This window comes from Sphingobium fuliginis (assembly GCF_004152845.1).
GTDB classification, from domain to species: domain Bacteria; phylum Pseudomonadota; class Alphaproteobacteria; order Sphingomonadales; family Sphingomonadaceae; genus Sphingobium; species Sphingobium fuliginis.
In genome coordinates this window covers 57,681-71,105 of sequence record NZ_SEON01000011.1, presented here as the reverse complement: position 1 = coordinate 71,105, position 13,425 = coordinate 57,681, and the positions used below count along the sequence as shown (strand labels likewise).

The following is a 13,425-nucleotide window of genomic DNA, read 5'->3' as shown; positions in this document are numbered from 1 at the left end:
GAGGTTCGCGGAGGGGCAATGCTTCTTTCTTCCCCCTGCGGGAAGGGAACTTTCTAGCGTTCCGACAGGTAGTAGCGGTCCCTGGCGGTCAGGTCGTCGGCGAGTTCATAGACGATGGGCTGACCGGTCGGGATTTCCAGTTCGGTGATCTCGTCGTCGGGAATGTTCGAGAGATGCTTCACCAGCGCGCGGAGGGAATTGCCGTGGGCGGAGATGACGACGCGCTTGCCGGCCTTGAGGTCGGGGGCGATCCGCTCTTCCCAATAGGGCAGCACGCGGGCGATCGTGTCCTTCAGCGATTCCGTCGAGGGGATCGGAATGCCGGCATAGCGGCGGTCCTTCGACAGGTCGAACTCGCTGCCCGCCTCCAGCGGCGGCGGGGGCGTATCGAAGCTGCGGCGCCAGATCTTCACCTGCGCGTCGCCATGCTTCGCCGCCGTCTCCGCCTTGTTGAGGCCGGTAAGGCCGCCATAATGGCGTTCGTTCAGGCGCCAGTCCTTTTCGACCGGCAGCCACAGGCGGCCCATTTCCTCCAGCACCAGGTTCAGCGTCTTGATCGCGCGGGTCTGGACGGAGGTGTAGCACTGGTCGAAGTCCAGCCCCTTTTCCCTGAGCAGGCGGCCGGCGGCGCGGGCTTCCTCCGCGCCCTTTTCGGTCACGTCGACGTCCCACCAGCCGGTGAAGCGGTTTTCGAGGTTCCAGGCCGACTGGCCGTGGCGGATGAGGACGAGCGTGGGCATGAAGCGTGTCTCCTGCACGAGAAACCAAGAATTGCGCCCTCCCATAGCGCGGGAAATATCCGACGCAAGCTTGCGCGGCCCCGGCCTGCCCCCACATTGCAGTCGGTCCGTCGATGGGATAGCCCACGCAGAAGCTGAAGGAAGGAACCGGCAACTTGGCATTTGTGAAGGGCGTGTGGCGCATATTGGTGGCCATCAAGGACGGGCTGGTGCTGTTGTTCCTGCTGATGTTCTTCGGGGCGCTCTATGCCGCCCTGTCCTGGTCGCCCAAGCCAGCGCAGAGCGTCGGCAGCGGCGCGCTGCTGCTGAAACTGAACGGGACCATCGTCGAACAGCCGTCGGAAATCGATCCGATGGCGCTGCTGTCGGGCGGGAGCGACCGGGCGAAGGAATATGGGCTGGCCGACATCGTTGCCGCGCTGGATGCCGCCAGGGACGACAGGAAGGTGAAGGCCGTCGTGCTGAACCTGGACGGTTTCATGGGCGGCGGTCAGGTGGCGCTGGCGCGGGTGGGCAAGGCGCTGGACGCAGTGCGCGCGGCGAAGAAGCCGGTCTTCGCCTATGCGGCCATCTATAGCGACGACAGCTATCAACTGGCCGCGCATGCGAGCGAAAGCTGGGTGGACCCGCTGGGCGGCGTGGCGATCACCGGGCGCGGCGGATCGGGGCTTTATTACAAGGGGCTGATCGACAAGCTGGGGGTCAACACCCATGTCTATCGCGTCGGCACCTACAAGAGCTTCGTCGAGCCCTTCACGCGGACCGGCCAGTCGCCGGAAGCGAAGCAGGCCAATCAGGCGCTCGCCGATGCGCTGTGGGAGGATTGGCGGCAGGAAGTGGCCAAGGCGCGGCCCAGGGCGCGGCTGGCGGCCTATGTCGGCAATCCGGCGGCTCTGGCGGAGGCGGCTGGCGGCAATCTGGCGAAGGCGGCCTTGGGCGCCGGGCTGGTCGACCGGGTGGGCGACGAAGCCGCCTTCGGCGCGCGGGTGGCAGAGGTTGCGGGCGATGCGCCGGACGACAGGGCCGGGAATTTCGCCGCCATCGATCTTAAAAACTATATGAGGGCGCACAAGCCCGCCAATGACGGCGAGATCGGCGTGCTGACCATTGCGGGCGACATCGTCGATGGCGAGGCCGGGCCGGGCACGGCGGCGGGCGACACGATTTCGGCGCTGCTGCGCAAGGCGTTGGCGGACAAGGACCTGAAGGCGCTGGTGGTCCGGGTCGATTCGCCGGGCGGATCGGTGATGGCGTCGGAGAAGATCCGCAGCGCCATCATGGAAGCGAAGTCCGAAGGTCTGCCGGTGGTGGTGTCCATGGGCAATGTGGCGGCCAGCGGCGGCTATTGGGTGTCGACGCCGGCCGATGTGATCTTCGCGGAGCCGGATACGATCACCGGTTCGATCGGCGTGTTCGGCATCATACCCAGCTTCGAGGGCACTCTGGCGAAGATGGGCGTCACCACCGACGGCGTGAAGACGACGCCGCTGTCGGGCCAGCCGGACATTGCCGGGGGCACCACGCCGGAGTTCGACCGGATCATGCAGATGGGGGTCGAGGATATTTACGGCCGATTCGTCGGGCTGGTCGCGCAATCGCGCCGCAAGACCCCCCAGCAGATCGATGCCATTGCGCAGGGCCGCGTCTGGGACGGCGGCACGGCGCGGCAGATCGGCCTGGTGGATCGCTTCGGCGGGCTGGAAGAGGCGATTGCCGAAGCGGCGAGGCTGGCGAAGATCGATCCGGCCAAGGCCAGGCCCTATCGCATTGCCAAGGAACCGGACAAGTTCGCCGAATTCGTCCAGTCGGTCATGGATCGGGAGGATGAGGACGATGCCGGGGCCCCGTCAGCCATGGTCGGGCGCGACCTGCTCGGGCGGCAGGCGATCGTGCAGCGGAACTGGGCTTTGCAGGCCGTCGCCGATGTGCGCGCGCTGGTGAGCGGCGCGGGCGTGCGGGCCGATTGCCTGGAGTGCCGGGGCTATGGCGCGCCGCGGGTGGCGACGGCGGCGGATGACCGGGGGATGGTGGCGCTGCTGCTTGGGCTGTGGCGGTGATGTGCGGTGCTGCTTGATGTGGCATGGGGATTGATGGGCAGTGCAGGACATTCCTTTCTTCCTTGAGGGAGGGGGATGGGAAGCCCTGGCGGCGAAGGAGCGTGGGCGGGGTTGGATGAGGAAGGGGCGGGCCTGCGGCCCGCGCGATCCGTTGGATCGCAACCCCCTCACCCAGCTACGACTAGGCAGCAAGCTGCCAAGTCTGCGCAGCCCTCTCCCTCGAGGGAGAGGGATAAAATGGGTGTCCGCTTATTCACCCAGCCCAGACGCCACAAAGGCCCTTCCCTGCAGCCGCTATCTTTTCGCATCGACCCTCCGCCATGGAACACTGGCGCGGGGGAGCCCCTCTCCCTATAGCTGGTCCATGGCATCCACCGAAAAGAAGAAGAAATCCGACTCCGCCCGGACCAAGGTGCGGCCCGCAGGTTTCCCGACGCGCGAGCAGGTGATGGATTTCATCGCCACGTCCGACCAGCCGGCCGGAAAGCGGGAGATCGCGAAGGCCTTCGGTCTCAAGGGGCAGGAGAAGATCGCGCTCAAGGCGCTGCTCAAGGACATGGCGGACGAAGGGCTGATCGACATCGGCCCGGCGCGGGCCTTCCACAAGATGGGCGGCGTGCCCAAGGTCACGGTGCTGCGGATCGTGGATGTCGACGACACCACCCTGATCGCCACGCCGGAACGCTGGGAGGCGGAGGGACAGCCCGCGCCCCGGCTGCGCGTCATGGAGCGGGGCAAGCGCGGCGCGCTGACGATCGGCGACCGCATATTGGCGCGGACGGAGGAAGCGGGGCGCGGCTGGGTCGCGCATCCGATGAAGAAGCTTGCCAAGGCGAGCGAGGAATTGCTGGGCGTGGTCGAGGAAGCGGATGGCGGCAAGTTGTGGCTGCGCCCGGTCGACAAGCGCATCCGGCGGGACACCCCGATTTCGGACGCCGGCACGGCGAAGAAGGGCGATCTGGTGCTGGCCGAGCCGGTGGGGCGCCCGCCCCGGATCACGGCGCGGGTGACGGACATATTGGGCGATCCCTTCGCGCCGCGCAGTTTCAGCCTGATCGCCATCCACAAGCATGGCATTCCCCACGTCTTTTCCGAGCGGGTCGAGGAGGAGGCGGTGACGGCTTCCAGCCTCGCCTTGCATGAGGAGAAGCGGGAGGATTTGCGGCACCTGCCCATCGTCGCCATCGATCCGGTCGATGCGCGGGACCATGACGATGCGGTCTGGGCCGCGCCGGATGATGATCCGGCCAATGAGGGCGGCTACAAGGCGATCGTCGCGATCGCGGACGTCAGCTATTATGTGCGTCCGGGCAGCGCGCTGGACCGCGAGGCGAGGAAGCGCGGGAACAGCGTCTATTTCCCCGATCTGGTCGTGCCGATGCTGCCCCACCAGCTTTCTTCCGACATGTGTTCGCTGCGGGCGGGCGAGGATCGTGCGGCCATGGCCTGTCACCTCGTGCTGGATGCGGCGGGCAAGGTGAAGAGCTGGCGCTTTTCCCGCGCGGTGATCCGGGTGGCGGCGGTGCTGGCCTATGAGGATGCGCAGGCGGCAATCGACGGCGAAAAGCCCCTCGACCTGTTGGAACCGGCATTAAAGCCCCTCTGGGCCTGCTGGGCGCTGCTGCGCAAGGCGCGGGACAAGCGGGAGCCGCTGGCGCTGGACCTGCCGGAGCGGCGGGTGGTGCTGGACGAATATGGCAAGATCGTCAGCGTGGCGGTGCGCGAGCGGCTGGACGCGCATATGCTGATCGAGGATTATATGATCGCCGCCAATGTCGCGGCGGCAAAGGCGCTGGAGGCCAAGAAGGCGCCGGTCATGTACCGTGTCCATGAGCCGCCGAGTCGGGACAAGCTGGTGGCGCTGAAGGATTATCTGGCGACCTTCGACATCGAATTCGCCCTGGGGCAGGTGGTGAAGCCCGCCACCTTCAACCGGCTGATCGCGCGGATCGGGGAAGCGGAGGAGAAGCCCCAGATCATGGAGCAGATCCTGCGCAGCCAGACACAGGCCTATTATGCGCCGTCCAATATGGGGCATTTCGGGCTGGCGCTGGGGTCCTATGCGCATTTCACGTCGCCGATCCGGCGCTATGCGGACCTGCTGGTGCATCGGGCGCTGGTGGGCGCCTATGGGCTGGAACTGCCGGCGCCCAAGGGGGATATTCCCGACCGATCATCGCTGAGCGGCGAGGATATGGAGAATATGGGCCGCGTGGGCGAGATGATCAGCCAGCATGAGCGCCGCGCCATGGAGGCGGAGCGGGAGACCATCGACCGCTATGTCGCGGCGTTCCTGGCGGCGCATGTGGGCGATCTGGTGGAGGCGCGGATCACCGGGGTGCAGAGCTTCGGCTTCTTCGCCACGGTCGAGGGGCTGGGCGTCGACGGGCTGGTGCCGGTGTCGACGCTGGGCGACGAGCGTTTCTTCTTCGACGAAGCCGGGCGGGCGCTGGAAGGCGTGGAGAGCGGGGACCGCTATACGGTCGGGCAGCGGCTGCAATTGCGGCTGGCCGAAGCGGACCCGATCAACGGCTCGTTGCGCTTCGAACTGCCCGACGCCCTGCCCCAGCGGCCGAGCTTCAAGAAGGACCGCGTGCGGCCCGGCAGCGTCAGGCGCGGGCGGCCGACCAATATCCGCCACATCGGATCGAAGCGGGGCAAGCATCGGCGGTGAGAGCCCCTTTGCGATGAAGCTTCCACGGCGCAGGTTGACGCGAGTTCCTGTCCTTGCAGGAGCAGATGGCGCTGCAACCTCCACGGCGTCACCGTGAACGAAAAAGGGCGGCCCCGCAGGACCGCCCCTTTTTCCTCTTCAACCGTCAATGCGGTTTCAGGCTGCCGCGCTCTCCGGCTCGACCGCGAACAGGGTCACGCCCTTATATTTGCTGTCGCCCTGATCATAGAGGCCGTGCATCGCCTCGAACTTTTCATCGACCAGGCTGACGTCGTTCAGTCCCGCCAGCTTGAAGGTGCCGAGCTTCAGCTCCCGCGGCGGGCGGCCGTCGCGCTCTATCGTCACCGCGTCGATGAACATTTCGTCATGGCGCGTGTAGAGGATGTGCGGCGCGAGCTTCACGACCATCTTGTTGTAGGTCGCCATCAGACATTTCTGAAGCGCTATCGCCTCGAAGAACATGGTAGGAGCGTTCATAATGCGTTTTTCATTACCGATTTGACGCGCCGGTTCAATTGCTTTGTGCGTCGCACCATCGCACGGCGACGCAACCCGGCCCATGCCCGCGACAAATGGATTCAGGCGTTTCGCCTGCGCGATAGAAGATGCAGCCGCTCACGCAAGGCCCAGCGCGCCACCAGCAGCAGCGCGACGACGCCCAGCCCGCTCGCGAGTCCCAGCCAGATGCCAAGGCCCTGCAACCCCAGCGGAAAGGCCAGGACGATGCCGATTCCGATGCCGATCACCCAATAGCCGATCAGGGCGAAGATCATCGGCACGCGGGTATCCTGTATGCCCCTCAATACCCCTGCCCCCACCGCCTGCGCGGCGTCCACCAACTGGAACAGCGCCGCGACGCCCAGGAAACCGACCGCCAGCATCGCGGTCCGCGCATTGGCGGGATCGGCAAGGTTCAGGAAAGCGGAGATCAGCATGCGCGGAAAGGCGATGAGCATCGTCGCGGCGATCAGCGCGAATCCGGTCCCGATCGCCAGCGCCAGCCAGCCCGCACGGCCGACCGCTGCCAGATCGCCCTTTCCATAGGCGAGACCCACGCGCACGGTCGCCGCCTGGCCGATGCCCATCGGCACCATGAAGACGAGCGCGGCGATCTGAATCGCGACGGCGTGCGCCGCCAGCGAGTCGCGGTCGATCAGCCCCATCAGGAAGGCGGAGGCGTTGAACACGGTGGTTTCCAGCCCCAGGGTGATCGCGATCGGCAGGCCCAGCGCCCAGACGGCCCGGTGCCGTTCGCGATCATGGGTCCAGAATCGCCCCAGCAGGCGATAGCGACGGAACCGCCGGTCGATCAGGATGACCGACAGCAGCCCGAGGAACAGGAAGGAGGAGGACAGCGTGCTGGCGATGCCCGCGCCGAAAATCCCCAGCGCGGGAAAACCCAGATGCCCGAAGATCAGGGTCCAGCCCGCCAGCAGGTTGAACGGGATGGCGCAGACCATGATGATCAGGCCCCAGACCGGCCGTTCCAGCGCGGAAATGAAGTTGCGCAGCGTGGTGAAGCCCAGAAAGGGCAGCAGCGCCCATTGCAGGCCGCGCATCAGTTCGCCCGCCTGCGCCGCCAGGTCCGCCTCCTGCTCCATAAGCAGCAGGATGGATTCGCTTTCCCAGAGCAGCGCCCAGGCGGGCAGTACGAACAGGGTCGCCGCGCGCAGCGTCTGGTGCACCGTCCGCCTGACGTCGCGCACCGAATGCCGCCGACGCCCCCGTTCCGTGGCGATCAGCGGCGCGGCGGCAGTGACAAGCCCCATGCCGAAGATCAGCAGCGCGTTGAACAGGTTGATCGCCAGCGCCCCCGAAGCCACCGCGCCCGCGCCGAGCCGGCCCAGCAGCAGCAGGTCGGTCGCCGCGATGCCGGCCCAGGCGATATTGCCCGCGATCATCGGCAGCGCGAGCGCGGTCAGCGCCCCGGCCTCCAGACGCCAGGGTGAACGCATCGATCAGTGCTTTTTAAAGAGGTGCAGCACCGCCACGACGATGCCGCCGACGACCAGCCCGACGATAGCCGCGCCCGCCGCGTTCACGACCCATTCCACCGCCGGCGCGATGGCGGGCAGCCCCCGGCCCGCCGCTTCCGCGACATGATGGATGGCGCCGGGGATGAGATCCCAGTGAAATTCGTGCAGCCCGTGGACGATCAGGCCCCCGCCGACCCAGAGCATGGCCGCCGTGCCGACGACGCCCAATATCCGCATCAGCACCGGCATGGCCTTCACCATCGCCCGGCCCAGCACCCGTGCGCCGGCCGAACGCCGTTCCGCCAGATGCAGGCCGATATCGTCCATCTTCACGATGAAGCCGACGACGCCATAGACGCCGGCGGTGATCAGGAAGGCGACGACGATCAGGACGATCGCCTGCTCCCAGATCGGTTCCGCCGCCACGGTGCCGAGCGCGATCGCCATGATCTCGCCCGAGAGGATGAAGTCGGTGCGGATCGCGCCGGAGACCTTCTGGTCCTCCAGCTCCTTCGAACTGTGCGTTTCCAGCGCCTCCTCCGCCAGATCATGGCCGCCCTGCACTGCCTCCAGCAGCTTTTCGGCCGCTTCGAAACAGAGAAAGGCGCCGCCCAGCATCAGCAAGGGGGGCAGAAGCCAGGGTGCGAGGGCGCTCAGAACCAGCGCGGCAGGGAGCAGGAACAGCAGCTTGTTGCGCAGCGATCCCTTGGCGATCTTCCAGATGATGGGGAGTTCGCGGTCCGGCGTCAGGCCCATGACATAGCGCGGCGTGACGGCGGTGTCGTCGATCACGACGCCCGCCGCCTTCGAGCCCGCCTTGCCCGCGGCGGCGGCGACATCGTCCAGCGAACTGGCGGTAAGCTTGGCAATCCCCGCCACGTCGTCGAGCAGCGCGATCAGACCCGAAGGCATTGATATTATTCCCCTGTTGGCCCCGGCATGGGACCGGCAGCCGCCTCAATAGAGGCGGGGCGCAAGCGGTGCAATGGATTGGGAAGCGATCGGATCGATAAGGGGGCGAGCCGGCGGCTCAATGCAGGCCGCGATAATTGCCCGGCGGGTCGCTGGCAGGGAAGCTTTCATCGACCTGCTCGTCCACCATGTCCCATTCGCGCGCGTCGATATGCTGCTCGTCCGGCCCGGCATCGCGCACCGGGCCGGAGGAGAAGCCGGTCCCGCGATAGTCGCCCGCGTCGCGCTGCGCCTGCCACTCCTTCCATCCCCTCCACGCCACGGCGCCCAGTCCGGTGAGGAATGCGAGTTTCAACAACCCCTTCATTTCGGCTTCTCCTGTGCTTGGTGCAGATGGACCCATTCGGCCCGGTTGCCGCTGACGGTGTCCGGCGTCAGCGGGATGTCGCCTTCCTCGTCGGTGCCGCCCGGCGGTTCCACGGACGGCGCGGAGGCGACGGCCCAGCGCTGGCGCAGCGCGGCGTCGATCATCGCCTGCCAGACCCGTTCGTCACCCGCCTGCCGCATGGCATCGTCAGGGTCCTTGATGATGGCGAGCAGGCCTGCCGCGGTTTCCACCTGTTCCTGCCAGCGATCCGGACCCAGGTCGGGATTGCCGGCGGCCAGATGCCGCGCCAGCCGTTCGAGAAGAATGCGCTGCTCCATGCGCTGGTGAACGCGGGCCGGACCGCCCTGTTCCCCCGTCGTTCGGTTCCCGCGTCGTAACGCCTGTGCAGCGATGTGAACGGCCCGCCAGTTCGATCGTTAGCCTGGAATGCAAGGAAAAGGAGACGATCATGCCCCAGGGCGACAAGAGCAGCTACACCGACAAGCAGAAGCGCAAGGCGGAGCATATCGAGCAGGGTTATGAGGATCGCGGCGTGTCCCGCAAGGAAGCGGAACGGCGCGCCTGGGCGACCGTCAACAAGGAATCGGGCGGCGGCAACAAATCCGGCTCCGGCCGGGGCAAGCCGGACAGCCATGCCTCCTCGCGCAAGGGCGGGAAGGAGGGCGGCGCGGCGTCAGCCCGGCGTCCGGCCGCCGATCGGTCCGCCGCCGCCAGAAAGGGTTGGGAAACCCGGCGGAAAAAGGCGCATGGGTGATGGCGGACGCTATCCGCGGACGCCGGTTCAGTCTTCCGTCTGGTAGTGCGGCAGCCCGAGCCCTTTCCGCATCGCGACGGCCCGCAGCAGGAAACCGAGCAGCGCGGCGATGACGCCCGCGACGGGGACGTCCAGCCCGATCCAGCGCAGGACGACGAACAGGCCCGCCGCGAGCGCCGCCGCCGTCACGTACAGTTCCGGCCGCAACAATATGGACGGCTCCCCCGCCAGCAGGTCGCGCATGATGCCGCCGACGCAGCCGGTGACGACGCCCATCATCGCCGCCACCAGCGGCGGCACGCCATAGCTCATCGCCTTGGCCGCGCCATAGACGGCGAAGGCGGCGAGCCCCACCGCATCCAGCCAGTCGAGAGCGCTGTCGCTCCACAAACGGCGCGGGGTGAACCAGACGAGCAGCGCCGCCATCATGCAGGCGATGGCGGGCACGGCGTCGCGGACCCAGAAGACCGGCGCGCCGATCAGCAGGTCTCGGACAGTCCCGCCCCCTACCCCCGTCACCAGCGCGAAGAAGGCGAAGGTGACGAGCGTCTGGCGCAGGCGCGCGGCCGCCAGCGCCCCGGACGCGGCGAAGACGAAGGTGCCGACGATGCCGAGCGTCTCCAGCACCGGGCCGATTTGCGGCAGCAGCGTCTGGTTCATGGGGCGGCGCTGGGCGCTATTTCGCCAGTTCCGCCTCTATGGCCGCGATAAGCCCGGCATCGTCGGGCGCGGTCGAGGGCGCGAAGCGGGCGGCCACGCTGCCATCCTTCGCGATCAGGAACTTCTCGAAATTCCAGAGCACTTCGGGTTCGGGATTGGGCGTGATGCCATAGCCGATCAGCTTTTCGCGGAACTCGGCCCCCTCCCCCTGCGAACTCGGCTGCGCGCCGGTCAGCGCTGCGTAGAGCGGGTGCTTTTCCGGCCCGGTGACGACGATCTTCTCGAACATCGGGAAATCGACGCCGAAATTGGTCGTGCAGAAGGTCGCGATCTCTTCATTGCTGCCCGGTTCCTGCGCACCGAAGTCATTGGCGGGGAAGCCGGCGACGACCAGCCCCTTGTCCCTATAGTCGCGATAGAGCTTTTCCAGCCCCTCATATTGCGGAGTCAGGCCGCATCGGGAGGCGACGTTGACCACCAGAACCACCTTGCCCGCATAGTCGGCCAGGCTGGCGTCGGCACCCTTGATGGTCTTGAGCGGGATTTGCTGGATCATGGCATGCTCTCCTTGCGAATGGACGGCTTCCCCCATCATATGGCGGCGCCGAAGAGCTTGCCTACCCCGGAGGTCGCAAGCATCGCGAAAACGCCCCAGAAGACGACGCGAGCCACCGCCCGCGCTACCCCGCCGCCACCCAGGCGGGCGCCGACATAGCCAAGCACCGCAAGGCACAGCAGCGACGTGACGGCGACGGCCGCGATGGCGTGCGACGGATTGGCGACGGCGGCCAGCACAGGGGCGACCGCGCCTGCGGAGAAGGTCGCGGCGGAGGTCAGCGCCGCCTGGACGGGCCGCGCGGTGCTGATGTCGGAAATGCCCAGTTCGTCCCGCGCATGGGCGGCGAGCGCGTCGACATTCATCAACTGCGTCGCCACCTGGCCCGCGAGGTCAGCCGTCAGGCCGCGATCGACGTAGATGTCGCGCAATTCCTCCCATTCCACATGGGGCTGTTGGGCGAGCGCCTTCTTTTCCTTGGCCAGATCGGCGCGTTCCGTATCGGACTGGGCGCTGACGGACACATATTCGCCCGCGGCCATCGACATGGCGCCCGCCACCAGCGCGGCGATGCCCGACAGAAGGATGGTATCCCGCGACGCCCCCGACGCAGCGATGCCGGTGAGCAGGCTGGCGGTGGAGACGATGCCGTCATTGGCGCCGAGAACGGCCGCGCGCAGCCAGCCGACGCGGTTGACATAATGGACCGCATGATGGCCGTCGATCATGTCATTGTCCTGCATCGTCGCGGATTGTTCCATGCGCCTGTCCCCTTTTTCCGCTATCTGGCTACCAGATGAGGAGGATGGCGCAAGGCATTCTAGGTACCCAGCCCTTCCGCCTTTTCCGCCAGTTCCAGCCAGCGTTCCTCTGCGGCTTCCTTTTCGGCGCGAGCCTTTTCGATCGCCTTGCTGAGCAGGTCGAACCTGCCGGGATCGCGGCTGTAGAGATCGGGATCGGCCAGCGCTTGCTCATCGCGGGCAATGGCCGCCTCCATCTCCTCTATCCGCTTGGGCAGCAGGTCGAAATCGCGCTGGTCCTTGTAGCTGAGCTTGGTCGACGCGCTTTTCGGCGGGGGCGGCGCCGCAGCCTTCTTCTCTTGCCTGGGCGCGTTCTTCGGCTGGCGCTTGGCGGCCCAGTCCGCATAGCCGCCAACGATCACGTCGACGGTGCCGGAGCCGTCCAAGCCAAGCGTGACCGTCACCGTGCGGTCGAGGAAGTCGCGGTCGTGGCTGACGATCAGGACGGTGCCCTCATAATCGGCAATGACTTCCTGAAGCAGGTCGAGCGTTTCGAGGTCCAGGTCGTTGGTCGGTTCGTCCAGCACCAGCAGGTTCGATTCGCGGGCGAATTCGCGGGCGAACAGCAGCCGTGAGCGCTCGCCGCCCGACAGGGTGCCGACGCGCGCCTCCGCCAGCGAGGGGTCGAAGAGGAATTCCTTCAGATAGCCATGGACATGCTTGCGCGTGCCGCGCACGTCGATCCAGTCGCCGCCTTCGGCCAGAACGTCGCGCACGCGCCTGTCGGCCTGCATCAGGCTGCGCTGCTGGTCGATGAAGATCATGTCGAGCGATTTGGCCTGACGGACCTGTCCGCTGTCGGGCGCGAGTTCACCGGTCAGCAGTTTGAGGAGCGTGGTCTTGCCCGCGCCATTGCCGCCGACGATGCCGATCCGGTCGCCGCGCTGGATGCGCAGCGAGAAATCCCTGATGACGGTGCGGTCGCCGAAATTCTTCGTGACATGCTCAGCGGTGATGACGCTTTTCGTCTTGTTGTCGTCGCTGGCGACGGCGATTTTCGCGACACCCTGCGGTCCCACCATGGCGGCGCGCTGGGCCCGCATTTCGTGGAGCTTGGCAAGGCGGCCCTGGTTGCGCTTGCGCCGGGCGGTGACGCCGCGTTCCAGCCAGTGCGCCTCGATCTTGAGCCGGGCGTCGAGCTTCTCTGCGGCGCGGGCTTCCTCGGCATAGACCGCTTCCATCCACTGCTCGAAACCCCCGAAGCCGATCTCGTTGCGGCGGATGCCGCCACGGTCCAGCCACAGCGTCTGGCGCGTGAGGCGCGTCAGGAAGGCGCGGTCGTGGCTGATGACGATGAACGCGCCATTATAGCGGCCGAGCCAGCCCTCCAGCCAGTCGATGGCGTCGATGTCGAGATGGTTGGTCGGTTCGTCCAGCAGCAGCAGATCGGGTTCGCTGGCGAGGGCGCGGGCGATGGCGGCGCGGCGGCGTTCGCCTCCCGAAGCGGTCGCGGCCTCTCGGTTGAGGTCCGTACCGAGCTGGCTGGCGATGGCGTCCACCTCATGCGCGGGCGGCGCGAACTGGCCCGCCAGCGCGAAGTCGCGCAGCGTGGCGAAGCCGGAAACGTCAGGGTCCTGCTCCAGCATGATGACGCGGGCGCCCGGACGGACGGAGCGCGTGCCCTCGTCCGGTTCGATCTGGCCGGCGATCAGTTTCAGCAGCGTGGTCTTTCCCGCGCCGTTGCGGCCGATCAGCGCCAGCCGATCCCGATCCCCGACGAAAATGTCGAGATTGCGGAAAAGCCAATGGGTGCCCTGGGACAGGCCAAGATTTTCGAAGGAGAGAATGGGAGCCGCCATGGCCGTGCAGCTAGGGCTTTGGCGCGCCTGGGGCAAGGGGGGGAACCGGAAGCTGTCTGACGGCTTTCAACGCATGTCAGCGTCCATTCATCGCAGCCGTCACAATGTC

The 13,425-nt window shown here is 66.8% G+C and carries 13 protein-coding genes; 3 read left to right on the top strand and 10 right to left on the bottom strand.

The features are described 5' to 3' along the window. Nucleotides 1-53: 53 nt before the first annotated feature. Complete coding sequence (gpmA, locus tag EWH10_RS20355; protein ID WP_044662506.1) at nt 54-740, bottom strand: 2,3-diphosphoglycerate-dependent phosphoglycerate mutase; 687 nt, start codon at nt 738-740, stop codon at nt 54-56. Nucleotides 741-895: 155 nt separating this feature from the next. On the opposite strand from gpmA, the gene sppA reads away from it, so the two are divergent. Together sppA and rnr are read left to right on the top strand one after the other, a co-directional pair. Further along, on the top strand, nt 896-2,797 hold the full coding sequence (gene sppA / locus EWH10_RS20350) for a signal peptide peptidase SppA (RefSeq protein WP_044662507.1): 1,902 nt from the start codon (nt 896-898) through the stop codon (nt 2,795-2,797). Nucleotides 2,798-3,161: 364 nt separating this feature from the next. Further along, nucleotides 3,162-5,471, top strand: a complete 2,310-nt coding sequence (gene rnr / locus EWH10_RS20345) for a ribonuclease R (RefSeq protein ID WP_065846207.1) — start codon at nt 3,162-3,164, stop codon at nt 5,469-5,471. A gap of 156 nt (nt 5,472-5,627) precedes the next feature. Here the strand turns inward: rnr and EWH10_RS20340 are convergent, their stop codons facing one another. The 5 genes from EWH10_RS20340 to EWH10_RS20320 form a co-directional block, all read right to left on the bottom strand. Beyond that, nucleotides 5,628-5,948, bottom strand: coding sequence for a hypothetical protein (locus EWH10_RS20340; RefSeq protein WP_025551395.1), 321 nt, complete (start codon nt 5,946-5,948; stop codon nt 5,628-5,630). A gap of 101 nt (nt 5,949-6,049) precedes the next feature. Then, complete coding sequence (locus EWH10_RS20335; RefSeq protein WP_044662508.1) at nt 6,050-7,426, bottom strand: MATE family efflux transporter; 1,377 nt, start codon at nt 7,424-7,426, stop codon at nt 6,050-6,052. A gap of 3 nt (nt 7,427-7,429) precedes the next feature. Continuing rightward, the gene (locus EWH10_RS20330) at nt 7,430-8,359 is read right to left on the bottom strand and encodes a DUF808 domain-containing protein (RefSeq protein ID WP_025551398.1); all 930 of its coding nucleotides are present in this window, start codon (nt 8,357-8,359) and stop codon (nt 7,430-7,432) included. Nucleotides 8,360-8,477: 118 nt separating this feature from the next. Beyond that, nucleotides 8,478-8,726, bottom strand: coding sequence for a tellurite resistance TerB family protein (locus tag EWH10_RS20325; protein WP_044662509.1), 249 nt, complete (start codon nt 8,724-8,726; stop codon nt 8,478-8,480). Then, nucleotides 8,723-9,064, bottom strand: a complete 342-nt coding sequence (locus EWH10_RS20320; RefSeq protein ID WP_025551401.1) for a hypothetical protein — start codon at nt 9,062-9,064, stop codon at nt 8,723-8,725. Before EWH10_RS20320 ends, EWH10_RS20325 begins: the two co-directional genes overlap by 4 nt. A gap of 131 nt (nt 9,065-9,195) precedes the next feature. On the opposite strand from EWH10_RS20320, the gene EWH10_RS20315 reads away from it, so the two are divergent. Beyond that, nucleotides 9,196-9,501, top strand: coding sequence for a hypothetical protein (locus EWH10_RS20315; RefSeq protein WP_044662510.1), 306 nt, complete (start codon nt 9,196-9,198; stop codon nt 9,499-9,501). A 27-nt stretch (nt 9,502-9,528) separates the two neighbouring features. Here the strand turns inward: EWH10_RS20315 and EWH10_RS20310 are convergent, their stop codons facing one another. From EWH10_RS20310 to EWH10_RS20295, 4 genes are read right to left on the bottom strand one after another with little or no spacing between them, the layout of a single operon-like run. Beyond that, the gene (locus EWH10_RS20310; protein WP_044662511.1) at nt 9,529-10,161 is read right to left on the bottom strand and encodes a trimeric intracellular cation channel family protein; all 633 of its coding nucleotides are present in this window, start codon (nt 10,159-10,161) and stop codon (nt 9,529-9,531) included. A gap of 16 nt (nt 10,162-10,177) precedes the next feature. After that, entirely contained in the window at nt 10,178-10,717 is a 540-nt protein-coding gene (locus EWH10_RS20305; RefSeq protein WP_044662512.1) for a glutathione peroxidase, read from the bottom strand. A 35-nt stretch (nt 10,718-10,752) separates the two neighbouring features. Next, the gene (locus EWH10_RS20300) at nt 10,753-11,478 is read right to left on the bottom strand and encodes a VIT1/CCC1 transporter family protein (protein WP_044662513.1); all 726 of its coding nucleotides are present in this window, start codon (nt 11,476-11,478) and stop codon (nt 10,753-10,755) included. Between the two features lie 59 nt (nt 11,479-11,537). Continuing rightward, nucleotides 11,538-13,316, bottom strand: a complete 1,779-nt coding sequence (locus tag EWH10_RS20295; RefSeq protein ID WP_044662514.1) for an ABC-F family ATP-binding cassette domain-containing protein — start codon at nt 13,314-13,316, stop codon at nt 11,538-11,540. Nucleotides 13,317-13,425: the final 109 nt, after the last annotated feature.

What these genes read in the sequence shown, in the direction of transcription:
- gpmA (WP_044662506.1), bottom strand. Translation starts at nt 740, where the DNA reads ATGCCCACGCTCGTCCTCATCCGCCACGGCCAGTCGGCCTGGAACCTC.
- rnr (WP_065846207.1), top strand. Translation starts at nt 3,162, where the DNA reads ATGGCATCCACCGAAAAGAAGAAGAAATCCGACTCCGCCCGGACCAAG.
- EWH10_RS20340 (WP_025551395.1), bottom strand. Translation starts at nt 5,948, where the DNA reads ATGAACGCTCCTACCATGTTCTTCGAGGCGATAGCGCTTCAGAAATGT.
- EWH10_RS20335 (WP_044662508.1), bottom strand. Translation starts at nt 7,426, where the DNA reads ATGCGTTCACCCTGGCGTCTGGAGGCCGGGGCGCTGACCGCGCTCGCG.
- EWH10_RS20330 (WP_025551398.1), bottom strand. Translation starts at nt 8,359, where the DNA reads ATGCCTTCGGGTCTGATCGCGCTGCTCGACGACGTGGCGGGGATTGCC.
- EWH10_RS20325 (WP_044662509.1), bottom strand. Translation starts at nt 8,726, where the DNA reads ATGAAGGGGTTGTTGAAACTCGCATTCCTCACCGGACTGGGCGCCGTG.
- EWH10_RS20320 (WP_025551401.1), bottom strand. Translation starts at nt 9,064, where the DNA reads ATGGAGCAGCGCATTCTTCTCGAACGGCTGGCGCGGCATCTGGCCGCC.
- EWH10_RS20315 (WP_044662510.1), top strand. Translation starts at nt 9,196, where the DNA reads ATGCCCCAGGGCGACAAGAGCAGCTACACCGACAAGCAGAAGCGCAAG.
- EWH10_RS20310 (WP_044662511.1), bottom strand. Translation starts at nt 10,161, where the DNA reads ATGAACCAGACGCTGCTGCCGCAAATCGGCCCGGTGCTGGAGACGCTC.
- EWH10_RS20305 (WP_044662512.1), bottom strand. Translation starts at nt 10,717, where the DNA reads ATGATCCAGCAAATCCCGCTCAAGACCATCAAGGGTGCCGACGCCAGC.
- EWH10_RS20300 (WP_044662513.1), bottom strand. Translation starts at nt 11,478, where the DNA reads ATGGAACAATCCGCGACGATGCAGGACAATGACATGATCGACGGCCAT.
- EWH10_RS20295 (WP_044662514.1), bottom strand. Translation starts at nt 13,316, where the DNA reads ATGGCGGCTCCCATTCTCTCCTTCGAAAATCTTGGCCTGTCCCAGGGC.